A 22,383-nucleotide genomic window follows, 5' to 3' on the forward strand; every position below is an offset into this window, starting at 1 on the left:
TATGAAAGCGATCGCGTTCTTCAACAATAAGGGAGGCGTCGGCAAGACGACCCTCCTCTACCATGTCGCCCACGTCCTCGCCGAGGACGGGCACTCCGTGCTAATGGTCGACGCAGACAGCCAGTGCAACCTCACGGCTTACACGTTGTCTGAGAAGCAGATCGAAAAGGCTTGGGAAGACACAGGCAATAGCATCTGGCGGGCGATCGAACCGGTCGCCCGCACCATTGGAGATATTCGCAACCGGGCGCCGACGGCCGTCCGCACCAACCTCAGCATCCTTCCAGGCGACCTGCTGCTCTCGGAGTTCGAGGATCTTCTCGGCGAAACGTGGAACAGCGCGAAGGGCGGAAGCGAGGCGGCGCTCCGAGCCCAATCCGCACTTCATCGCGCGGTCATCGCAACGGCCGAGAAGGCCAAGGCGACGATAGTCCTGATCGACCTTGGTCCCAACCTCGGTGCGCTCAACCGAGCTATGTTGAGCGGAAGCGACTACTTCGTGGTTCCGGTCGCCCCTGACCTCTTTTCTATCCGGGGCACGGAGAATCTCGGGAGCAAGCTGGTGAAGTGGCGAAGGGAGTGGGATCAAGCGAACGCCGCTTGGACGGGGTCGGGCCTCGATCTACCGGATGGCAAGGCCAAGTTCGCCGGCTTCGTCACTCAGCAGCACAACCTTAGGAATACCTCCTCGGGTATGACGCAGGGGTGGCAGCTGTTCGGATCACGAATCGAGGGAGCAGTTCAGGAAAACATCGTCGATCCGCTTACGCCGCTCCACCAAGTCGTCTCCCACACCAGTCCCGGTTTCGAACTCTGCAAGATCCCCAACCTGCACAGCCTAATTCCGTATTCGCTGGAGGCACGCAAGCCAGTTTTCCTCTGTACCTCGGCTGACGGCCTGAAAGGGGCGCACATCGAAAAGGCCCGCGACAGTCGCACGCAATTCGAACCACTCGCCGCCACCTTGGCCGGCCTCTGAATCGCCACGGATGGCGCGTTACGCGGCCGCGGCTGGCCAACGTTGCTTGCTACTTACGAGCGGGCTTTGGTTGCGCTGGGCGCGCCCGCGCTTCTATTTGATCCGCTCGTAGGAGAAGCTCGGCGTTAGGTGTCACAATACCGAAAGCAATCAACCGTAAAGGCTACAGCGATGACCGCGCGCAAATCTGGACGGAAGAAGGTCTCAAGAACCTCTCCACGGGGCGCCCAAGGTGCCGCAACGAAGATCAAGCGGCCCTACCCGCGAGTGCCGCTAAAGAAGGCCCTTGAGGTGGTCGCCGCGATCAAGGATAAGAACGGTGGCAATCCACTCGAGCCAGCTTTGGTGGCAGAGTACTGCAATCTCTCTGCGACAAACAACGACTTCGTTTACCTGCTCTCTGCCGCAAGTCAGTTCGGCTTGACGACGGGGACGATTCGATCACAGGCAATAGCGCTTACTGATTTCGGTCGGCAACTCGCCTATGCAGGCTCGCCCACAGAGGAAGAAGCTCTCAAGAAGCAGGCGTTCCTGAACGTCGATCTTTTTCGAAGAGTTCTAGAGCACTATCGCGGTAGCCAGCTACCCGAACTCAAGTACCTCGGAAATACTCTCACCAAGCAGTTCGACCTGCCAGAACCTCTGCACGATGAGTTCTCACGGGTGTTTCGCGAGAATGCAGAGCACCTCGGACTGTCCACATACGACGGACAATCCGATAGCGGCGGGTCAGGGAACGGCGATCAAGCCTCGCACACAGCTACCGTGGTCATCGGGCAACCCAAGAAGCGCACCGGTAAAGTGTGCTTCGTGATCATGCCATTTAGTGAGCGAAGCGGACGATACCCAGCGGGCTTCTTTCTGGAGGTGCTTAACAGCCTCATCATTCCGGCCGCAACGGAGGCGGGATTCGAGGTGCGCACGGCAAATCGCCAAGGAACCGAAATTATTCACGCCACGATTGTCAACGAGGTTCTTGGAGCGGACTTGGCGATCTGCGATCTCACGGAGCACAACCCTAACGTACTTTTCGAACTAGGGATGCGTCTTGCGCATGAGTTGCCTGTCGCATTGATCCACGCTGAGGGCACGGACCGAGTGTTCGATGTGGACAATGTGCTGCGAGTGCTGGCGTACAGCCCCAACCTCTGGCGTACGACGATCGAGTCAGACGTACCTGCGCTCAAGGCGCACGTGGAGGCCACTTGGGAAAATCGAGAGAAGAACGAGACATACCTCGGCGTACTGAAGAAGCTCCGGACCGCGAAGTGACACCTAACGATGCCTGCTGCAGTCGGACGCCTTTTCGGAAGCTCGCCGCGCGCGCATCGAGTTGGAGCGCCCGCTGCAGAAGCCGGCGTTAGGCGTCGCTAGCGTTCCCCAAAGGCTGCCCATGCGTGACCCTAGATTTTCGGCTTTCTTTCGGCTAGAATTAGAAGTCCTCTTTGGGAGATCCCGATGAACATGGTGCAGCGCAAAGCTCCTGTCTTCCCGATGTGCAAAGTCGCGGAGTACTCGGTTTCTGCGAGCTCCACTCGGCGGCGGTCATTGGTTCGAGCACAGATAAAGCAGGTATTGGATGACTCTGAAAAGCGCCGCTGGTGGTATGTCGAGGCGAAGACGGAGATCCGGAAGTATTTGCGGCTGCCACTGAGTACTCGCCGCGATCTAACCGCAGGCGCGAATCGACTCCGAGATTCGGCGGCTTCCGAAGCGAAGAAGTCCAAGCAGGACTCCCTGCTGGGTTCCGCCCGCGCGATTGAAGCTTTCGCACCGATCGCGGATTCAGTTCGGTCGGACAAGGTCATCGCTTCGGCGGGACAGCGTGAGGGTGCGCGAATTCAGCGCGGCAATGTCCAGATCGTTGTAGCTCCCGACCTCCTGCTCCTTGAGCGTGGTACCGAGAGAGTCGTCGGTGCGATCAAGCTACACGCCTCACAAGAGTTCAAGCTTAGCGGCGAGGCGTTACTGAACGCGTCGTCGATTCTCTACACGTATCTCGGCGAGCACGGGGATCACCCCGTCAAAGCACACTGCAAAGTTGTGGACTTGTTTGCTCCTGCGTGCGAGGCTGCACCGGCCAGCCTCAAACGTCGCATGCAGGCAGTTGAAGCGGCTTGCCAGGAAATTGAAGGCTGGTGGGATGCGATGTACGACGAAATCCGATTGGAGATGGAAGCCAAACACCGTAGAGCAGAGTAGCGCACTCGGTGTCCGCAGTGAACCGTGACGCCTGACCTTGCGTTGCCCCTGATAGGGCCATTGAGGATTGCTCCCTGTTCGCTGCGCTCACTGGTCGCGTTCTGTTGAAGGGCCCTGCAAGAGAACGTGAGCGTTAAACAATTGGCCTTCAACGTCTATGTCCTTTATCCCCGAAGTACGCCTCGCGGTCAATCAGTACGTCGACGCGCATCTGCCTTCCGCCGCTTGGTACTCTCGGTACTTCGATTTTGTGGCAGACGCCGAGTTGGCTGATCGCCTGTCTGAGGAGTTTAGGGCGGCGCGGTCAGTATATAAGTTGCTGCGCGGCCTCGACCCCACTGATTGGTTACAGCGCGCCCAAGTGCGAATGCAGGTACTGCAGTACGCATCCATATATGAGGCGGTGATCCATCATCTTCTCTTCGATCGCTTCAGTGACGAATCAAGTGTACGCGAGCTTGTGGAGTTCAAAGTCCTCAAACGTATCTCGATTCCAACCGCTAAGTTGGAGATGCTAAGAACTGCGCTGAGCCACAACGGACAGGAGATAATTCCAACGTATCAAGGAATCGGTCGGAATGACGAGACTAAGGTTCGCTTCGATGCTAAGGTCGATTGCGCTGTAAGGCTTGGCCTTCTTGACGTAGGGCTTGCAGCGGAGATCGCCCAGATCTACGAAGCGCGGAATGCCGTCCACATTCACGCCGAACTTCGCAAAGGTCTTCAGTACGAGATTGAGCTTGCGCGGATGGCCTATCGACGAATGGAGCCCTTCCGTGACCAGCTGGTAGCTTCACTCCGTCTTCGCGGTAAGCTTCCTGAAGGTGGGGGGCAGCCAATGACATTCAGCGAGCGGGACGTCTAAAGATCGATGAAGCTGACAAAGGCGCCCAGCGATAATGCCTTTAGTGTACTTCAAACTTGCGCCTTCGCGGCTTAGTTTTGGCGTTCGCCAACGTCCCGGACTCCTGTCCTCACGCAAGTCAGCTAGCTGAACTTTCCCCCAACAGCGAGGCGAATCGTTGCGCTACGACCTGTTCATTTGTCATGCATCAGAGGACAAGTCCACCATCGCCCGAGCGCTCGCTGAGTCGCTCGTTGCTCAGGATCTTGCTGTGTGGTATGACGAGTATTCGCTTCTCATCGGAGATTCGATTCGTCAAGCAATCGATCGTGGGCTATCAGAGTCTCGATTCGGTGTGGTCATCCTTAGTCCGGCATTCTTCGCAAAGCGGTGGACTCAGTACGAGCTAGACGGGATTGTGAACAGGGAAATGATTGCTCCAACGAGCGTCCTGCTTCCGGTCTGGCACAACGTCACCGCTGACATTGTCGCAGCATACTCTCCTTCCTTAGCCGGACGGGTTGGGGCAGATACGTCGAATGGTGTTTCTGCGGTTGTCGATGAGATCTTGAAGGTTGTGAGGCCGCGAGCAAGTCCACTGGTCGTCGCTCGAGAGGAGTTGGTTCGCAGAGGTGTAACTCCCCCCACCATAGCGAATGAGTTCTGGCTCGACGTTGTCGAGGCCGCAAATCGAGTTCCCGCAACCGGAGCCGCTGTGCCAGACGAGTCGACATGGGGTCGATGGAGTTTCCCCCTGCCGGGCGTAGATGGCACACCTGAGCAGCGTGGTTTTCGACTAGCGTGGACAGCAATGCAACTTGCCTGGACCACAGACGCGGATCACACGCCAATAGAACTGTGCACCCGACCCGAGGAAATTTGGAGCTTCTTGAATCGGAATGCCGGGCTTCTGGAAGTGTGCAAGAAGTTCCCTGAGCTAGTCGCCGAGTACGCGCCGCAGGCCACGATTCGAAACTTTGGAGGCCCGCTCGAATCGCTCTTCGATGAGGCGGCTCGCATGTCACCGCACGATGCTGATTCTGCCGAGTTGTGGTGCCTCCGGTCGCCCACGTTTCTCGGGCTCTCTCCGAGCAGAGTCGCTTACGCTTATTTCAGCGGAGGCATCTTCGGGCCGGAGGTACGTTTGCACGAAGGTGCAGACTACCTCTTCTGGCTTCTCTCACAGTCGAGCAAATGGCTCCCTGAAAATATCCACCAAGTTCTACTTCTCGGCATGAGCCAGATTAAGCATGTGTGGCTGTGGCACGGGTGGGGTTCCGGTGACGGCGAAGCGTGGGAGCACCAAGGTGCTTTCGCGGAGCAGTTGTACGCGGCCGAGGAAAGCGCACGTACCAATTTCTCGTGGACCGAGAAGACGAGATCCGATGTTCGCGGACGAAGCCAGCGCGCGATCGAGCGCCTTGGTTTGGACTCGACGCCAGACGAACTTACCAATCGCTTCATAGATGCTGGAGTAGCGGCCATTTCTCTTCGCTTTTCGGCTGAACGAATGGCCTCTGGAAGAGCACGCCTTGTCGAATAGCTGGCTGCGTTACGCTGGCTGACTTCGCGCCCGACGTCCATCAGGAGACCTAACATATGACAGCACCGAGAGCCTTTCAGGCACGAGTCAATCCTCTAGCCTTCCCTGAGGTAGACGAGCCTTTCGCGAGCATCGTCAACCAGCCGGTGAGCGCGGAAGCAGTACTCCGCTTTGCAACCGGAATCGACGTGGTAAGCGACCTCGATAGCACGATCGCACGGTATCGTGAAATTAGCCCGGAGCCGATGCAACTTAGCTTCGCGCCACTCGATCGTCGCGTAGATCAGAAGTTGATTTCACCGCTTCGTGCGGCGAAGGCCGCGTACATGCTTGGAACACCGATGGCAACAGTAGCGCTCAGCGGAGCGGTTGCCGAGATGGTCGCCGTACTCATATGGGAAATGGCGGAAGTCACAGTGAATGGAGAATCAATCACAACCGATTTAGAGCTTGCGCTTTTCGGATATGCGTTTGAGAAGCTTGGTCAAGAGCGGCGCGTCTCGGTCCTTAAGGCCTACGGATTGATCCCACATGAGGCTGTGGACGACTTCACCCAGATACGACTGCTTCGGAAGAAGTATCTCCACTTGTGGTCTCAGGATTATGGCTCGCTGACCGTTGATGCGGTGTCATGCTATCACGCCGCAGTAAGGCTAGCCGTGCGTGCAATCGGTCAAATCGGCGATGGCGGCATGATTGCGCTCACGGGGGCAATGCTGCGCTACTTGGAACGGGCGGGTCACTTAGAAGACACCGACTTCCGAGATTCATTAGAACAACCAAGGCGAGAACCAGACTCTGACACCGCTGTCTGACGAATCACTGCTGCCGACAGGGCGTGTTCGGTACGCGGCTGGCTCACTCCGCTCGCTTGCCGCATAATTTTCAGGCCCTGCGTCAGAACTTCGCGTAAATCGGCAAACCTTGGAGGTCCGATGCAAGTCAGTCGAGTGCTCAGGGGAGTTGTCGGGACTGCCCTTACGTGGGGAGTGGCTTTCACCGTGCTCGCCGCTCCGGCGCTGCTCTGGATGTTCACCCACGTACCGGCAAACGAGAGCGCCCTCGGACAGGTCTGGCGTTGGTCTACGGAGTACTTCCCGATCGCGTTCCGCCAGGGCGCACTGCTCGGGGCTGGCTACGCGGGCGCCCTACTCCTGCTTGGCCGTCGACCGCGCTCGGTACACGACTTCTCGTACGTCACTGTTGGTATTATCGGGGGACTGGCCGCCGTCGCTACCACCGTCGTCGGCAAGCTCGCCGGCGTCGGGGTGATCACGGGCCCGCTGATCTTGCTCTTGGGAGTCACTACGTCCACGCTCTCACTGGCGATCGCCAGGCGCGCTCCTGAGGGCCGCGTCCTTCATTCGCCGGACGAGGGACGGCTACCGGCCGCTTAACGGGTCGTTGTGGCCGACGGGGCTGGGATCGTGGTGGCGACTGGCTCATTTCGTTCGGCTGTCGCATTGTTATGGGGCCCCGCGGCAGAGTATTGTGTTCCGAGGCCCACTACTCGAGAGAATCATGCGAATCCTTGATCACCCCTTGAGCACCCGGCGCTTCCTGCAGATTGGCTTGGTTGTCGCCGGCGCAGTCACTGGCGCGGTCTTCGGCCTTGTCCTAACCCGGCTCGGCAAGATCGCGACGGGCGCCCCGCCAACGACTATTGCGAACTATCTGTGGAATGCCGCCGTCTTTGGTGCCATCGCGGCGGTCGTGAGCCCGGTGTTCACGTGGTCGGAGCTCCGCCCGGTACCGCTCTGGCGTACGCTCGTTGAGCCGCTCGCCGCCGCAGTCGCTGGCGGCTGTGCCGCGGTGATCATCGGAGTGCCGGTGCTGATTCTTGTGTTGCCGCCGCTTGGCCTTGGGTTGGGCATCGCCAATCTCCGGCGCCGGTATCCGGACAACGTCAACGCCCAAGCGTTGGCAGCAGGTCCGGAAATGCCGCGTGTCGGGGAGTGGCCGACCGCACCGTTCCATGAAAAACGAATCTCTGCACAACGTATCGCTGCTGCCGACCGGACAACCATAAGATTTCGGCTGGCTCACTCCGTTCGCCTGTCGCAATATGGCCGGGCTCCGGGCCAGAGCTTGGCGTTGGACTAAACTCATACGTCAACCAGTCAACATGAATATCGTTCGCAGTATAAAAAATGTCCTCGGTGTCGTAGTGCTGGCTTCGACCGCGCAGTCGCTACTCGCGCAAAGCACGTTCGCGCCGGTTGCCGAAGCGGTCACCGTGCCGCGCGCACCGGGGCACCTCGAGGGCACCCTGCTCGTACCTCGCACGAGTACGCCGGTGCCTGTCGTATTGCTCATCGCCGGCTCCGGTGCGACGGACCGCGACGGGAACGGGCCGGGCTACGCGCCCGGGACACTCCGCCAACTTGCCGAATCACTTGCCGTGCGCAACGTCGCGACGCTGCGCTTCGACAAACGGTATCTTGGTGGGAGTCTGTCAGCGAGCGTGCCGGAGGTGCAGTTGACCTTCGAGCTGTTGGCCGAGGACGTGGCGGCGTGGGTCCACAGTCTTGCTGCCGACCGTCGCTTCACGCGCGTCATCGTGGCGGGGCACAGCGAGGGGGCCCTACTTGGACTTCTCGCCATGCGACAGTCGCCCGGCGCCGCCTACGTCTCGCTCGCCGGTTTCGCGCGTCCGGCCTACGAGGGACTGCATGACCAGTTGGCTGCGGCTTTGCCGGCGCCACTGCTTACCCAATCAGACCGCATTCTGGAGCGCCTGAAACGCGGTCAGCGCACCGATTCAGTACCGCCGGGGCTCGCGTCCGTATTCCGGCCGAGCGTGCAGCCGTACATGATCTCGTGGTTCAAATACTCGGGCCGAGAGGAGATCGCGCGTCTCACCAAGCCGTGCCTGATTGTTCAGGGTGATCGCGACCTCCAGGTTGCGCCGACCGAGGCAGACCTGTTGCTGGAAGCGAACCCGCGCTGCGCGGTTTTGCGGATAGCGGACATGAATCACGTACTCAAGGAGACGACGGCCGGTGATCCGTCAGGGCAGCTCCCGACGTACAGAGCGCCAGACCCACGGTTGGCGCCAAGACTTGTGGACGCGATCGCCGCATTCGCCAAGGCCGGGGCGCCATAGGTTGCTAGCCAATCCGAGTGGCGACGGGCGGTGGATCCTATCGGGAGTTGCGCGTCTGGCGTAGATTTCAGGGAAACAGGTCTCCCTCTATGTCACACAACGAACTCCTGGCGCGCATCACCATTCGTCCCGAGCAGTGTGGGGGCCGCCCCTGCATTCGCGGGATGCGCATGCGCGTGATCGACGTACTGGAACTTTTGGCGGCTGGCGAGTCGCAGGCGCAGATCCTGGAGGACTACCCGTACCTGGAGGCGGACGATATCGCAGCGTGTCTGTTGTACGCTGCACGTCGTCTGAATCACCCCAACGTCGCGGCATAGGGCGTGCCGGTAGAACCCGGTGCGAGCTCCGCAAAGGTCCAGGTTTGGGTGGATGCGCAGTTGCCTCCTGCGCTGGCCCGCTGGTTGAGCGACACGCATGGTGTCGCAGCGAGGCACGTCGAGGATGTGGAGCAGCTCTCGGCAGAGGATTCAGAGATCTTCGCGGCGGCGCGCGCCGTGGAAGCGAGCGTGGTTGTGACGAAGGACGAGGACTTTGTGCTCTTGGTGGAGCGATTCGGCCCTCCGCCTCAGATTGTCTGGGTCACCTGTGGGAACATCCGAAACGCAGAACTTCGCGACCTGGTACTCGGTGCGTGGCCACGCGTCGCGGAATTGCTAGCGAGCGGCGAGCCGTTGGTTGAGATAGGTCGTCGTGTCTAACGCGCGCTAGGCGGCCAACCTCGGAGGTCCGATGCAAGTCCGTCGAGTGCTCAGGGGAGTCACGACGTCCACCCTCTCACTCGCGATCGCCAGGCACGCTCCCGAGGGCCGCCTCCTCCAATCGTCGGACGAGCCGCGGCCACCGGCCGCTCAGTGGGTGATCGCTGCCGCCGGGCCGGCTACCGCTGTCGCATTGCCTTCAGATTTCGCGAAAGAGCTTTCCGTTCGACTGCTGGTATCTGTCAACCAGAACGAGAGGATGTGTTCATGAAGTGCCTCGCCTTGATTCTCGGACTTGTCTCGTGCGTGCCGTTCCAAGCCGGCGCCCAAGGCCGCGCGGACACCGCTCGTCGCATCGTCATTCCCCTCGAGCGTGCTGTCGATGATCAACCGACCGGGGCCCTCAGCGGACAAACCAACATCTTCTTCTCGCCAGTGTCCGAAGCGGCTGTCGATTCGGTGCTCATGGCCAAGGAATGGATGCGACCGGAGATCGCGGACGTCATTGATCAAGCTGGAGTGCAGAAAGTTCCGTGTTCTCCGCTACACCATTGAAGGTGATACCACACGTCGATACGTGCTCGACACGGCAGGCACACTGGATTTCACGAATGGCCTACCTCTCACGTTCGAACGTATCGGTGAGGTGATGGTCGCCAGGGCGTCAGTACGCGTTCGCGCTGCAAGTGGACAGGAAGTCACGGTGCCCATCCAGGTGATGTACGCTGGCAAGTACACATACGCACGCATTACGGAAATGCGGACTGGTTACGCCGAGATTGGCAATCGCAAATACGCGGTTCGGGTTCAGCCGCGAAGCCGAGGTCATCCGTTTTATGCCAACACCATTGGAACACGGTTTCTGATCGACCTCGACTCCGACGGGGTTTTCTCGACGGCTACATCCCGGCTGGTCAATGGACGACCCGTTGCCTCGGAAGAAGCTGAACCCGAGACTCCTTTCGCTTTGTCCGGCGTGTACTACGACATCGAGTCCATCGACCCGCTGGGCAGCATGCTGGTTCTTCGACCAACGACAAGCACCACGGCCGTCGCAGCAGGATTCAAGCCGCCGCAGTTTGTAGCGCTCGATCTGACTGGCCGTACGGTCACACTTTCGAATAGCCAGCAGAAGCCCATCCTGCTGGAGTTCTGGTCTACCGAATGCCCCTATTCGGAGGCGATTCGGGAGTCGCTCAACGCGCTCTATTCAAGCCGGAGCGAAGAGTTTGCGTGGATCGCCATGTCGCGAGAAACGAGTGGGGCGACAGTGGGAGAGTTCCTGCGAAGCAAGCCTCGGCTGGCTCAAGTGGTGTTGGCCGACACGGCGACGTGGAAACGATTCAATCCAAAGCCGATAACCCCGCTTTTTGTCTTGCTGGACTCGCAGGGAACGATCGCGTATGTCACATCGGGCGCTGACGCCTTGCCGGCGATCGTCGCAAAGTTGAATGAACTTCGCGTGGCCCGCCGGTAGCTCACTGCGGCATATCGCCATGCATCGTCACTCCAGTTTCTTCTCGCCAATGTCCCCTCTCGCCCGCGTTGCTCTTGCCGTCCTGCTGTGCTGCAGCGTGCCAGCCCGTCCGGCGCTCGCTCAAGCAACGCTGCCGCGCTCGGCCACTGGGCAGTTCCTGTCCGACTGGGTCGACGCGGTCAACGCTGGGGATAGCGCGACCTTTGAACGGCTCAGGCTGAGGGCGCCAGGTGTGCTGCTGCCGAAGCCAGCAACTGGCACGGCAGGCAGTGGACTTGTCCTTGAGCGCGTCCTCGCGAGTGACGAACGCCATGTTGAAGCCGTGCTCCGTGGTGGCGAGCCGGCGAGCCAGCGATTGGTGGTGCTCACCACCCCGAAGGGTGATGCGTCTCGCATCGCGAGTTTTGTGCTGGTGACCATCCCGTCGGGTCGGCCACTCGACGAGTTGCTGGTGTCACCCGAGCAAAAGCAGCGGGTGCTCGATGGCGCATCGCGCGCGCTGCGCGAGCATCATGTCTTGGCGGAAGTCGGCTCCATGGTCGCGGATACGATTCAGTCGCGCGCGGAGCGCGGAGCGTACCGGAGCAGCGCAGCCGGTCGCTACTTGGCCGAACTGCTGACCACGGAGCTCCGCGAAATCAGCAGCGACCGGCATCTGGGGGTGGACTCCAGCGTCCCGAAGCTCCCAGTGGACTTTGCTGCGCCGCCGTGAAGACAAGGATGCGACTGACAACAATGATTGCGCGGGGAGTCAGGTAGGGCCGTGGACATCTGGTCTGACGAAAGCGTGCAGGGGCGCATCGCAGATTCGGTGCCGGTGTTCGTCCTGACGTCTCGCCGCACCTTCTCGGCGGGCGAAGCGTTCGCGTATCAGCTGCAGATGCTGAAACGGGCAACCATTGTCGGTGAGGTCACTGGCGGAGGAGCGCGCCCTTCTCGTCCCCGTCGGCTCGACGATCACTTCGCCATCAACGTGCCCTATGCCCGAATGATCAATCCTGTCTCCGGTACCGACTGGGAGGGGGTTGGCGTGCAGCCGGATGTGCGGGTATCAGAGGGAGACGCGTTGGACACGGCACGTCGCCTGGCGGCGGCACGCCTCGCACAACGCCGCTAGGCCGCGCGTGAGGTCCTGGCTCAATGGCCTTACGTTGCTTTCGACAGGCTTTCACGGATTGCTCCGTGCCTGCGCTGCTGACCGGTAGGGCCTTGTTGCAGGCTCCGGCAAATGAGCGTATGCTTTTGGTGCGAAAGCCTCCCATTTCCTTGTGTTCTTGAGCCATCCCACATGCCTTCGTCTGCAGTGTTCCGTACCGTATGGGTCGCCAGTCTTGCATCGTTGACCTTTGTCGGCGCCGCCTATTCGCAGCCGATAAAGCCGTCGGTGGTGATCACGAGCGCAAGCGGCAACGTCGTCGAGGTGATTGGCCTGCGCCGCTGGACGGTGCAGATGATCCAGGATTCGCTCGATCGCTACTCTCCCGGTGATTCGATCACGAAGCACAACTGTGCCGTGGTCATGCGCTACAAGCTGGGCTTCGCTGACGCCTCCGCCATCACCCTTTCGGGATACAACACAGGCACGCGCATGGTACTCGTTGTGCGCGAGCCGCAGGACTCCGGGCTCGTGCAGTATCGGGATCTGCCGCTGGATTCGACGCCCGTGCATCCCCGCTGGGGAACGGCAGTGCAGCAGCTGCGCCGTGTGCCCATGACCCTGAACTGGATCGCGCGTCGGTGGCAGGGCGATTCTCTGTCGTATGTCGACGCCGCTGAGCGCAGGCAGACCGACTCGATCATTCAGGCCCTGCGCCCATTCGTTACCGAAGGCGATCGCGTGGAAGCGCTGCGCGTGCTGCAGACGGATCGCAATATGGCGTCACGTGCGGTCGCCGCTCTGCTCCTCATTCCGCACCTGCAGCGAGACGACAGCTGGCTCGCGCTGTTGGAGACCGCACGGGAGAGCGACGGCTGGGCCAAGGGCGCGGCGTTCTCCGTATTGCGCAGTCAGGAGTCACGCGCGAGTCCGGTGAACTGGACGCCAGTTGCGCCGACACTACGCATGCTGCTCAATGGCAGCGCCAACGCGTTTGAGTACGCGGCCATTCTCAACCGAACGGGAGTACAGCCATCCGACGCCCCCATGCTGCTCGCCGGGGGCGGTGAGATGCTGATCGCTTTCGCTACATCCCAGACCCCGATGTTGGCACAGGAGAGCCGGAGGCTGTAGATTACGCTTCGCGGAGAGGATTTGGGTGACGCCCCGGCAGCGTGGCAGGAGTGGGTGGCGACGCTGCGCCCCTGATTGGGCGGCAATAGCATGGGGCGGTTCACCGGGGTAAAGATTCTTCGCGTGATTGCTTGTACTCGCTCGTTCAGCGACGGAAGCTCGCACGGGCCGCAGTTCAAACTTGATGTCGGAGCGTTTGTGAGGTGCACGAAGGCTGTTGTACTGGTCCTTTCGCTACTTGCGGCCCCTGGATTGTTGGGCGCGCAGCGCGTGGAAGACGTGACCTTTTCAAGTCACGGCGTATCGCTTTCGGGCTCGATTGCCTGGCCGGTCGACAAGCCGGCTATTGCAGCGGTGGTCTTCATCCACGGATCCGGCCCGCAAACCCGCAATCTCGCTCTTGCCAAACGGTTCGCAGATCGTGGCATCGCGGCGTTGGTTTACGACAAACGTGGCGTCGGGAAGTCTGGTGGCATGTACGAAGGGAATCAGAGCGTCACGGGCATGAACATCGCCTTGCTCGCGGACGATGCCGCTGCGGCGCTGGATTTCCTTGCGGGTCAATCAGCACTCGGCGGTGCCCCAGTCGGCTTCTCTGGCATATCGCAGGCAGGCTGGATTGCCCCACTGGCGGCGACAAAATCCGGACATGCGCGGTTCTTGCTGCTCTGGAGCGCACCGGTCTGCAAGGTGAGCGAGGAGGACATCTACAGCAAATTCACGGGAGACACCGACGGTCCCGATCGTCCCCTGTATGCCACCGCTCTCGCTTCCCGCACTGAGGCGTATGTTTGGCCCGACTTCCTGGGCAGGGATACGGACCCAGCCGAAGATCTTGCCCAGCTGAAGATCCCCGGGTTCTGGATCTTTGGTGGACGCGACGGGAGCATTCCGGTGGATCTGTCGGTGAAAAGGTTGGGCGAGCTCCGCGCAGCCGGACATCGCTTTGAACACACGGTGTTTCCCGAGCAGGGGCATAACAACATGACTGCTACATTCGATGCGGCGGTCGAGTGGCTCAGCAAGGTGGCAACGGTACGCGGATCGCAACCGCACAGCGCGAAGGCGAAGCGATGACCAACGATACTCAGGGCTCATCCTCTTCCTGGAGATGGCGGCGGCTCTTCATCTTGTGGACGCGGACATACGGCTGCTGATGGCTGGCCGCTGGCGGGGAGTGTAACTTTCGAGTTGGCAATCACGTGCGAGGTGTCCGATGGGCCAAACCGGTGAGCTGATGGAGCGCATTACCGTCAACCCCGACCAGTGCGGGGGGCGTCCGTGCGTACGTGGCATGCGCATCCGCGTCAGCGACGTGCTCGAACTTCTGGCCGCCGGCCTGAGCGCTGGTGAGGTAGTCGAGGAACTGCCGGACCTCGAGCTGGCCGACGTTGCAGCCTGCCTTCGCTTTGCCAGCCGGCGCTTGGCGCACCCGACGTTGGCCGCGTAGGCGTCGCGGGGAAGGGACCCATGCCCGTCTGGGCGGTCCAAAGTGCGCCCGGCGCCCTGAACAACATTCTCTAGCGGGCAGGGATGAATTCATGAAGCCATTGACCGTGCAGTCATCGAGCGCGCTTCTGCTGTTTACGCTTTTGCACGCGTGCACCGGCACCACCGAGCGTTCTCCGGTCGGCGTAACCACCCGCGACAGCACTGGCGTCTCCATCGTGGAGCACTCCGCTGCGCACATGGCGAGCCTTCCTGAGTGGACGCTCGATACCATACCGCTGCAGGAACTGCGGGGCGATCAAACCGACGCGCAGTTTGCGCGCGTGCTGGACGCGGAGCAGCGCTCAGACGGCGGCTTCTACGTGGCCGACCAGCAGCACCGGGATATCCGAGCGTATTCGGCGAACGGGGCGTTCGAGCGGGTGGTAAGCCGAGCGGGCCGCGGTCCCGGTGAGGTGGGGTACGTGAGTCGGCTGCAGCTGCTGGTCGGAGACTCACTGGCGTTCGTCGATGCCAACAATCGGCGCGTGTCGGTCTTCGGGCCAGATGGGCAGTTCGCGCGCCAGGTCACGTTCCCTCGCTTCGAAGATGGTTCGTCCGTACGCATCACCATGCAATTGACGGACGGGCGCTTGCTCGGTTCCCTGCGCCTGCCTTTCAAGGAGGCAGCGGAGAATCGCGATTCGGTGTATCGGACGCCGTTTGCTGTGGTGGCGTACCGTGTTCGGCTTTCGAACCCTGCGGACACCGCCGCGCCGCTGGTGGATGTCGATACCATCGCGGTGGTGCCGGATGGCGAGAACTATCGCGCCAACACCACGATGGACGGAGAGACCTGGGCCGATGAGTATCCCCTTCGCTTCGGCCGCGGTACCGCCATGGCATCCGATGGGCGCCGGGTGTTTCTGGCCACCAACGAGACGGCGGAGATCGTGGAGTACGGGCCTCAGGGCATGGTGCGTCGCATTCGGAGCGCACGCACGCCACGTGCTGTCACGGCCGAGGACCGAAATCGCCTGCAGACCGACGTGCTGAATGAGGTGGAGAAGAGCGGGCGTCCTGCGGCGGCCAAGGTCGACGCCAAGCGTATGATCGAGGGCTGGCGGTATGCGGCCGTGCATGCTTTCATCGATCGGCTGCTGGTGGGCACCGACGGCAGCATCTGGGCAGAAGACCCGTGGGTGCTTGAAGATGACCCGCGCCAATACATCGTGTACGACAGCACTGGCGTGGCGCTCGCGCGGGTGGTGACGCCTGCGCGCGTGCGGGTGCTCCGCGTGAGCACGACTGAGGTGCTGGGGGTGTGGAAGTACGAGGACGATGTCCCGCACATCCGGCGCTGGCGCATTGATCGCCAGTCGCGCTCTGAGTAATGCGAACGCTCCAGGCCGTTCGGTCTCAGCAGATTTCGTTGTCCAACCCCAATTCAACGCGAAGGTCATTCAGGTCAGTCGCTGCCGTACCACCTTGTCGCCCACGAGTGAGTGCTGCCGCCAGTCGAGCGGCATTGGCCGGTGAACGCACCAGGTAAACGGTCTCCAGAAGATCGGACAATTCCGAGGCTGGCATAAGAACCATGTCCTCGTGGCCGCGCCGAGAGATCACCGCCATCTCGCGGGTTTCTTCCACGTCTTCTCAAATCTGCGCCAAGTGGTCGCGGGCGTGGCTGAAGCTCACGTGAACTGACACGGTGTCACTCCCGATTGCAGTGAGGCTGTGCATGAGAGCTTCACGGATGTTTGCGACCGGTCAATAGCAACAGTGACTCGCGGTAGCGTCCCCACAGCCATGGCCGGCTTGCCACGGACGGACTGGGCCATGGCCATGGCGGCGACGTTGCGCGCAAGGCCAACCCCAGAATGTGTCATGTCAGAACGTCTGCTGCACGCGGGCCATCAGCGCATGCTCCCGCACACTGCGCAAATCACCGGAGGCGGTGATGTCATAACCCAGCGACAAGCGCGTGAGTGCGCCCGGTGTCCAACCAAGTGCCACACCGCCGCTGGCTGCACGGCGTGCGGAGCGCGAGCTGATGAGCGCACCTGCACGCTGTCCCCACGAGCCAATGGTGCCCGCGCGCAGACCGAGCTCCACCGCGCCGCGCCGCGATGATGGCACGATTTCCTGCGACGGCATGAGACGTCCGTTCCACACCCAGGTGCCACGCAACACGGCAGCGCCGGTGGTCACGGTGCCGCCTACGCTGCCAATGGTGCCCCGCTGCGAAAGCCAGGCGCCCTCGGCGGCCAGCATCCATTGTGCGCTGCCCAGTGCGCCGCCCGCCGAGGCGCGCCGGCGGCTGCCACTGGCCACGACTGTCCCGGCCTCCGTGCCGTCGTTGCGGAAGGCCGTCAGCGGCTGCTGGCCCACGGTGAGAATGCGGATCATGGCCGGCGCGTCGTCCGAGCCGCGCTCGCGTCCATCAAGGAGTGATACCTGCAGGTCGGCGTAGCGCTCGTCGCGGCGCCATGCCCATGCACTCCGCAGCAGCAAGTCATGTCCCGATCCAACCGTGGCGCCAACGTCGCCGTCGGTGTCGAGCACGGTTGCATCGGTGCCAATGGGTGTGCGGAAACCACCGGCTGCCAGCGTCCAGATTCCGCGGCGCCAGGTCAGTTGCGCACCCAGTGAGCGACTCGGCACCAGTGAGTTGATGATCGAGCGCTCGGGGAAGAGCAGGGTACTGGACGACTGCGAGCGCTCGAGTCCAAACGATGGACGGAATCGGCCAGCCCGAAACTGCCGCGATGATTGATCGTGCGACACAAACGCGTCCTGTACCTGCACGCGTCCCTGCCCAAAATCAGGCTGCAGTCGCAGGCCCCAGCCTGATGGCAACTGTGCGTCCACCAGCAGGCGGGCGCGGCGCAGCAGAATGCCGTCAGGAAGATTCTGCGTGGCCCCACTCAGCCAGCGGCCGTCCACCTGGAGATATCCGCTCAGGTGAACCAGCACTTCCTGCGATGTGGCAAGACGAACCGGCCGCCCCCCAGCCGTGGCGGGGGGTTCGTCCTGTGCGGTGAGGCGCAGTGGCAGGACCAGAGTGGCCGCCAGTCCAATCAGTCGCCGGCTCAGATGCTCCCGGAGTTTCATGACCCAAATTAATGCGCTACGACCCTACTTCACCGGCTTGCCGCAACCCGCTTGCCCGAGAAGTACAGCTCGTCGCTTGCGCCACGCGCTTCTACGCTTGCCTCGCCGCCCTTCACCGTGAACGTGATCATGAAGTCGGGACGCAGGACTTCGTACACTTCGCCGCCCGCGTACACCTCGGCGCTCATGAACAGGCCCACGGTGAACAGGTCAGGCGCCACCTTCATGAGCGCGAAGGTCTGCAGGTAGGTGTCATTGGGGTCGAAGGTGCCCTTGAGCCCGCCGCGCTCGTGGGTGACGATGAGCTTGCCGTCTTCCTTGCCGGTCTTCGGGTTGGTCAGCACATAGCTGCCCAGATATGCGCGTGCCTCGGCCTCAGGCAGGAGATCGGTGAGCGTCGGCGTGACGGTGAACGGAACGGTCACCCGCGTGCGCTCCCACTGCATGGCCATCGTGCCACCGCGCGCCGAGATACTGGGGAAGGTCCAGGTGAGCGCGTCTTCCACCGTGGGTGCCTGCAAGGTGGCCGACACCGGGACCCGGATCATGCTGTCGTTGGGCTTGGGATGGTCGGTGTGAAACTGCTTCCACTTCGGGTCGAGCAGCATCGTCCACGACGTGTCCTGCGACACCACCATCCAGATGCTGTACTTGCCCTTGGGGACCTTGGTGCCGCCCAGCGTGACGTCGTGACTCAGCTCCAGCACCGAGGCATCGTTGGCGCCGGGTGTCCATACTTCACCCCACTGCACCACTCGTGTACCCCAGATGTTGCTGCGACCACGCAGCCGCGGCCGCGAGTAGGTGACCTTGAGCGTCGTGCCATCGACCGTTTGTGCGATGGTCTGCAGTTCGCTCGCCTTGATCTGCGCAGTGGCCTGACGTCCCGACGTGGCCAGCAGCACCAGTGTGCACAACAAGACCAGCGACCAGCGGGTTGCTTCAGGCATGATGGACGAGGTGAGAGGTAGAGGCTCAGCCGAACTGCGCGTCAATGGCCACACGAATTTCGTCGAGCGTCCTGCCCGCCTTGGCCAGTCGCACGGCCACTCGGCCCTCGCCCTGACAGATCGGGCAGATCTGCGCCATGGCATTGGCTTCCTCGTAGCAACTGAGCAACGAGTAGTGCCCGTTGAATTCGGCGCAGCCGCAGTGACAACGAATGCCGTCGACGATATGCGGGATCTCACGCACGCCATCGAACAGAGGTACGAGCTGTGGCGACTTGCTGAGCTCTGCGGCGGTGAGCACCTTGCGCGCCGTGATGCCGGCACGCGGCGTCGGATGCGCAGGCTGCGCATTGACGCCAAGTCGGCGGAGCACCGGCAAGCCGGTAAGCGCCAACAACAGCGTGGCAAATTCGCGACGTGATGGGTGTGTCATATCAGCCTCAGCGGACCTTGACCGTGGTGATGCGTCGCCCGTCGACCTGAATATTGCACGCGTAAGTCACTTCCCGCTTGCCCCCGGCCGGCCAGGTCACCTCGATGTCCACCCGGTTCGCCGATGCCAGGCCGATGTGTACCGGCGCAACGGACTGAGCGTTGTAGCCCGAGCCGGCGTCCACAAGCGCCATGCCAAGCAGTTGCCTGGTGCCCGCGCGGTAGACACGCACCTCCGCGCCCGGCTTGTTCGCTCGACCGCGACTGTCCACGACCTGCACGCGTACCGAACGACGCGCCAGTGCAGCATCGAGGGTGTTCACCAACAGTGCATGAGGCCCCTGACCCGTAAGTGCGAGATCCAGCGCGCCGTCGCCACTCAAGTCCAGCAGCAGCGCCCCATGGTCAGCGGGAATGGCCGCCACGTCCTGCGGAATCTGGTCCACCAGGCGATTGGCCTTCTGCACGTACAGATAGTCCGGCCAGTTCCTGCCACCGGTGACGGTGCCGTTGAGATACAGGTCCAGGGCTCCATCATGATTGACATCGCCGAAGACGCAGGCGTCGGAACGGCCATCCACGGCAATGCCCCATTCAGGGGCGACGTCACGCCATCCGTCGCTCTGCTTGAGGAACAGCGCCGGCGGACCATAGTTGGCCATGACCACATCGAGACGCCCATCGTTGTTGAGGTCGCCGACACAGGGGCGCACTGTTCCGTTGACCGCAGCGCGCGGTGTCTGACCTCCCGACGCGAGTCCCCAGAGCTCGGCCACATCGGTGAAGCGCCCGTTGTGATTGCGGAAGACGCCGTTGGCATCACCATCCATGTTGCCCACGACGACATCCAGATCGCCATCGGCATCAAGGTCTGCCCACACGGCGCCCACGCTCCGGCGGGTATCGGCAAGACCGACTGACGCGGCAACATCGGTGAGGATTCCCGCATCATTCCGGAACATCGCGTTGGCGCGATCGCGAAAGGCGACGAACAGGTCCAGGTCGCCATCGGCGTCGTAGTCCACCCACACCACCTGTCGTACGGCTCCGGCATCCACTGCAAGCTTTGCCGCTGATGTCACGTCGGTGAACACGCCGCGGTCGTTGCGATAGAGGGTGAGGACAGCGCCGCTCCCCGGGGCATAGCCCACCAGCAAATCGGCATCACCGTCTCCATCCCAGTCACCGAAGGCCGCCGCGCGCGTGGCCCGTGCTGCGTTTACGCCGGCCGCGTCTGCGACATCGGTGAACGTGCCGCCGTCGTTGCGATAGAGTCTGTTGGGCGTGCCATTGAACCCAACAAAGAGATCGAGGTCAGTGTCGCCGTCGATATCGGCTGCGGCATTCACCAGCGAGTTGGGCGTGGCAAAGAGCTCAGGCTGCACCGCGCGAAACGCCACGGCGTTGGTCTGCGAGCGCAGCGGCCACAGACTCGCCACCATCAGACCTACCGAGAGCGTCAGGGTGCGGTGCATACGAGAAGCTGAGCCAAAGGAGCCATGAGCCGCTTCGTTGAGGGCAAACTCGAACATTTCGTAAAAGCAGGTACTGCGCAAGGGATGGCGAGGGTGCAAACGGTCGGGGCTACAGCTCGTCCTCTGAGAAGGCGGGCCGGGAGCAGCACCGACAGCGCTTGCTTCTGGCGGCAGCCTTTCCCAACTTATTTGTTATGTCTGATTCACACGACATCCGGCCCGAGGCCAAACGCCTCATTGACCAGCTTCCTGCAGAGGCGAGCTGGGAAGATTTGGCCTACGAGGTCTACGTCCGTCAGTCAGTCGAGCAGGGGATTGCCGACGCAGATGCAGGCCGTACGGTCGATCATCAGGCGGCTTTGGGTCGGATTCGCAGCCGAATCCGTCGTCCTGCCTAGTGCTTCCGCTCCGATGGACGGAGCGTGCCGTCACGAATCTTGCCGACATTGCGGATTTCATCAGTCAGAACTCCCCGGTTTACGCCGAGAGCGTAGTCAGTCGCATCGACCGGCAGCTTCAACTCCTGGCTTTGAACCCTCTTATGGGTAAGGTGGCCATTGAGGTGGCTGATCTGGAGATCCGAGAGTTGGTCGTCGACTCCTTCCGGATCTTTTATCGTGCACGCGCCGAGTGCATTGAACTGATAGCAATAGTGCACAGCCGGCAGCAGTCGCCACCCGACTTCAAGTAGGCGACTCTCGCGTGGGCGTGCGCGACCTGCCGTCTACGGCACCCGCATGACGAGTTGCCGGTAGCTGGCCACCCGATCCACCGATGGATCGGTGGCGAAGGCGTCGATGCGCTCGACAAGCTGGGCCGTGAAATACCCCGGTACCTGCTGGGGATGCGTGCCCGGTCCGCCAAACCAACTGCGGATGATGATGCTGTTGCTACGGCGCGGCAGGGCACGCACGGACCTGACGAAGTCACGAAAGGTGCCGTAGCGCAGCAGATAGTCTTCGACGTTCGAGGTGTAGAGCACCGAGATGGTCTCTCGCTGCTCACGCAGCCAGGGCGCCAGCTTGGGCAGTACGGTGGGCCCAGCGAGATCGCCCACCAGTGGTATGATAAGATTGCGGCGCTGCATGCTCTGCACGATGCCGAACAGCGAATCGGAGGAGAGATAGCTGCGCTGACGGCCAGACTTGTCGCGCTCACGCAGCAACTGCCCCAGTGTCGGATAACTACGCTGCGGCGGACGGCCAATGGTGGTGAAGCGCAGTGCCGTGCCCTGGCGCATGAACTCGCCGTGAAAGCGCGCGATGGTTTCCCGGTCTTTGGTGCTGAGCGGAATGCCGAAGCCATTCACGAGTGCGCGCACACGCTGCTGTGCCTGCGTGCGGCCCGCACTGTTGGACGGCGTGCGTTCAGCCCAGGCCACGAGGGAGTCCACCGACATGTCGCGGCGACGCGGCGCCGGCGGCACGGGCTTGCCCAGCCAGAGCGCGAGAAACTCCTGTCGATCGGACGCGGCGTGAAAGAGGGCCTTGAACAACAACAGCAGCAGCATGTTGTCGCGGCGGATGTCGGCAATGAAGGCCACCCGCGGCACGACCTGCGCGATGTAGTTGAAGTTCTGGTCGGGGCCCACACCGAGGTACACACCGCCGCGCACGTTGAGGCTGTCGAGCGCATTGAGCGGATGCAGCAGACTCGGTTCGTTGGAGATGAGATTGTCGGTGTCGAAGTACCCGCCCGCATCGCTGAAGCGCGCGGCCAGCGCAGCAAACTCGCGCGTGCTGTAGCCTTGCGGCGATGCGGAGGAAGACGCTGCGGCATGTGCCGCGGCCTGCGCCGTTGCCTGGGCATGGGCGCGGGTAGAAGACAGGCACAGCGCCAGCGCCGCAACGCGCGGGAGCGTGTGATGCAAAGCGCGACGTGCCGTGTCACTCAACATGTTGC

The 22,383-nt window shown here is 61.8% G+C and carries 27 protein-coding genes; 21 read left to right on the top strand and 6 right to left on the bottom strand.

The window, feature by feature from the left end; genetic code table 11:
* Nucleotide 1 precedes the first annotated feature (1 nt).
* The 19 genes from B2747_RS16020 (at nt 2) to B2747_RS16105 (ending at nt 15,904) form a co-directional block, all read left to right on the top strand.
* Nucleotides 2-979, top strand: a complete 978-nt coding sequence (locus tag B2747_RS16020; protein WP_291163168.1) for a ParA family protein — start codon at nt 2-4, stop codon at nt 977-979.
* A 171-nt stretch (nt 980-1,150) separates the two neighbouring features.
* On the top strand, nt 1,151-2,251 hold the full coding sequence (locus tag B2747_RS16025) for a hypothetical protein (RefSeq protein WP_291163170.1): 1,101 nt from the start codon (nt 1,151-1,153) through the stop codon (nt 2,249-2,251).
* A gap of 186 nt (nt 2,252-2,437) precedes the next feature.
* On the top strand, nt 2,438-3,181 hold the full coding sequence (locus B2747_RS16030; protein WP_291163173.1) for a hypothetical protein: 744 nt from the start codon (nt 2,438-2,440) through the stop codon (nt 3,179-3,181).
* A 157-nt stretch (nt 3,182-3,338) separates the two neighbouring features.
* Nucleotides 3,339-4,046: a hypothetical protein gene (locus tag B2747_RS16035; protein ID WP_291163176.1), complete on the top strand. Its 708-nt coding sequence runs from the start codon at nt 3,339-3,341 to the stop codon at nt 4,044-4,046.
* A 157-nt stretch (nt 4,047-4,203) separates the two neighbouring features.
* Entirely contained in the window at nt 4,204-5,568 is a 1,365-nt protein-coding gene (locus B2747_RS16040) for a toll/interleukin-1 receptor domain-containing protein (protein ID WP_291163179.1), read from the top strand.
* A 56-nt stretch (nt 5,569-5,624) separates the two neighbouring features.
* Nucleotides 5,625-6,383 (top strand): hypothetical protein, encoded by a 759-nt coding sequence (locus B2747_RS16045; RefSeq protein ID WP_291163182.1) that lies wholly within the window; start codon nt 5,625-5,627, stop codon nt 6,381-6,383.
* A 174-nt stretch (nt 6,384-6,557) separates the two neighbouring features.
* The gene (locus B2747_RS16050; RefSeq protein WP_291163185.1) at nt 6,558-6,965 is read left to right on the top strand and encodes a hypothetical protein; all 408 of its coding nucleotides are present in this window, start codon (nt 6,558-6,560) and stop codon (nt 6,963-6,965) included.
* 124 nt (nt 6,966-7,089) lie between these two features.
* Complete coding sequence (locus B2747_RS16055) at nt 7,090-7,671, top strand: hypothetical protein (protein WP_291163188.1); 582 nt, start codon at nt 7,090-7,092, stop codon at nt 7,669-7,671.
* Nucleotides 7,672-7,735: 64 nt separating this feature from the next.
* Nucleotides 7,736-8,674: an alpha/beta hydrolase family protein gene (locus tag B2747_RS16060; protein ID WP_291163191.1), complete on the top strand. Its 939-nt coding sequence runs from the start codon at nt 7,736-7,738 to the stop codon at nt 8,672-8,674.
* An 89-nt stretch (nt 8,675-8,763) separates the two neighbouring features.
* Nucleotides 8,764-8,994: a DUF433 domain-containing protein gene (locus B2747_RS16065; RefSeq protein WP_291163193.1), complete on the top strand. Its 231-nt coding sequence runs from the start codon at nt 8,764-8,766 to the stop codon at nt 8,992-8,994.
* A 48-nt stretch (nt 8,995-9,042) separates the two neighbouring features.
* The gene (locus B2747_RS20165; RefSeq protein WP_343125914.1) at nt 9,043-9,375 is read left to right on the top strand and encodes a DUF5615 family PIN-like protein; all 333 of its coding nucleotides are present in this window, start codon (nt 9,043-9,045) and stop codon (nt 9,373-9,375) included.
* Nucleotides 9,376-9,642: 267 nt separating this feature from the next.
* Complete coding sequence (locus tag B2747_RS16070) at nt 9,643-9,930, top strand: hypothetical protein (RefSeq protein WP_291163196.1); 288 nt, start codon at nt 9,643-9,645, stop codon at nt 9,928-9,930.
* Nucleotides 9,931-9,952: 22 nt separating this feature from the next.
* A complete protein-coding gene (locus tag B2747_RS16075; RefSeq protein ID WP_291163198.1) occupies nt 9,953-10,852 on the top strand; it encodes a TlpA family protein disulfide reductase in 900 nt (299 codons plus the stop codon).
* A gap of 49 nt (nt 10,853-10,901) precedes the next feature.
* Nucleotides 10,902-11,564, top strand: coding sequence for a hypothetical protein (locus B2747_RS16080; RefSeq protein ID WP_291163202.1), 663 nt, complete (start codon nt 10,902-10,904; stop codon nt 11,562-11,564).
* 51 nt (nt 11,565-11,615) lie between these two features.
* Nucleotides 11,616-11,969 (top strand): S41 family peptidase, encoded by a 354-nt coding sequence (locus B2747_RS16085; RefSeq protein WP_291163205.1) that lies wholly within the window; start codon nt 11,616-11,618, stop codon nt 11,967-11,969.
* Between the two features lie 171 nt (nt 11,970-12,140).
* Nucleotides 12,141-13,082 carry a hypothetical protein gene (locus B2747_RS16090; RefSeq protein ID WP_291163208.1) on the top strand — a complete coding sequence of 314 codons (942 nt, stop codon included), beginning with the start codon at nt 12,141-12,143 and terminating at the stop codon, nt 13,080-13,082.
* 270 nt (nt 13,083-13,352) lie between these two features.
* Nucleotides 13,353-14,159, top strand: a complete 807-nt coding sequence (locus B2747_RS16095; protein ID WP_291163210.1) for an alpha/beta hydrolase family protein — start codon at nt 13,353-13,355, stop codon at nt 14,157-14,159.
* Nucleotides 14,160-14,298: 139 nt separating this feature from the next.
* Complete coding sequence (locus B2747_RS16100; RefSeq protein ID WP_291163213.1) at nt 14,299-14,532, top strand: DUF433 domain-containing protein; 234 nt, start codon at nt 14,299-14,301, stop codon at nt 14,530-14,532.
* Between the two features lie 91 nt (nt 14,533-14,623).
* Complete coding sequence (locus B2747_RS16105; RefSeq protein WP_291163216.1) at nt 14,624-15,904, top strand: 6-bladed beta-propeller; 1,281 nt, start codon at nt 14,624-14,626, stop codon at nt 15,902-15,904.
* 25 nt (nt 15,905-15,929) lie between these two features.
* Here the strand turns inward: B2747_RS16105 and B2747_RS16110 are convergent, their stop codons facing one another.
* The 5 genes from B2747_RS16110 to B2747_RS16130 form a co-directional block, all read right to left on the bottom strand.
* Nucleotides 15,930-16,160, bottom strand: a complete 231-nt coding sequence (locus B2747_RS16110; RefSeq protein ID WP_291163218.1) for a type II toxin-antitoxin system Phd/YefM family antitoxin — start codon at nt 16,158-16,160, stop codon at nt 15,930-15,932.
* 240 nt (nt 16,161-16,400) lie between these two features.
* Nucleotides 16,401-17,624 carry a porin gene (locus tag B2747_RS16115; RefSeq protein WP_291163222.1) on the bottom strand — a complete coding sequence of 408 codons (1,224 nt, stop codon included), beginning with the start codon at nt 17,622-17,624 and terminating at the stop codon, nt 16,401-16,403.
* A gap of 29 nt (nt 17,625-17,653) precedes the next feature.
* Nucleotides 17,654-18,574 carry a DUF2911 domain-containing protein gene (locus B2747_RS16120; RefSeq protein ID WP_291163225.1) on the bottom strand — a complete coding sequence of 307 codons (921 nt, stop codon included), beginning with the start codon at nt 18,572-18,574 and terminating at the stop codon, nt 17,654-17,656.
* Nucleotides 18,575-18,599: 25 nt separating this feature from the next.
* Nucleotides 18,600-19,007, bottom strand: a complete 408-nt coding sequence (locus tag B2747_RS16125) for a PCYCGC motif-containing (lipo)protein (RefSeq protein ID WP_291163228.1) — start codon at nt 19,005-19,007, stop codon at nt 18,600-18,602.
* Between the two features lie 7 nt (nt 19,008-19,014).
* Nucleotides 19,015-20,481, bottom strand: a complete 1,467-nt coding sequence (locus B2747_RS16130) for a CRTAC1 family protein (RefSeq protein WP_291163231.1) — start codon at nt 20,479-20,481, stop codon at nt 19,015-19,017.
* Between the two features lie 194 nt (nt 20,482-20,675).
* Between B2747_RS16130 and B2747_RS16135 the strand changes: the two genes are divergently transcribed.
* Together B2747_RS16135 and B2747_RS20275 are read left to right on the top strand one after the other, a co-directional pair.
* Entirely contained in the window at nt 20,676-20,879 is a 204-nt protein-coding gene (locus tag B2747_RS16135; RefSeq protein WP_291163234.1) for a hypothetical protein, read from the top strand.
* A complete protein-coding gene (locus B2747_RS20275; protein ID WP_414652205.1) occupies nt 20,879-21,172 on the top strand; it encodes a type II toxin-antitoxin system RelE/ParE family toxin in 294 nt (97 codons plus the stop codon). Before B2747_RS16135 ends, B2747_RS20275 begins: the two co-directional genes overlap by 1 nt.
* Before the next feature lie 33 nt (nt 21,173-21,205).
* Here B2747_RS20275 and B2747_RS16140 read toward each other — a convergent pair whose 3' ends face one another.
* Nucleotides 21,206-22,378 carry a hypothetical protein gene (locus B2747_RS16140; protein WP_291163236.1) on the bottom strand — a complete coding sequence of 391 codons (1,173 nt, stop codon included), beginning with the start codon at nt 22,376-22,378 and terminating at the stop codon, nt 21,206-21,208.
* Nucleotides 22,379-22,383 lie beyond the last annotated feature (5 nt).

Source organism: Gemmatimonas sp. UBA7669 (assembly GCF_002483225.1).
In the GTDB taxonomy this organism is placed as follows: Bacteria; Gemmatimonadota; Gemmatimonadetes; order Gemmatimonadales; family Gemmatimonadaceae; genus Gemmatimonas.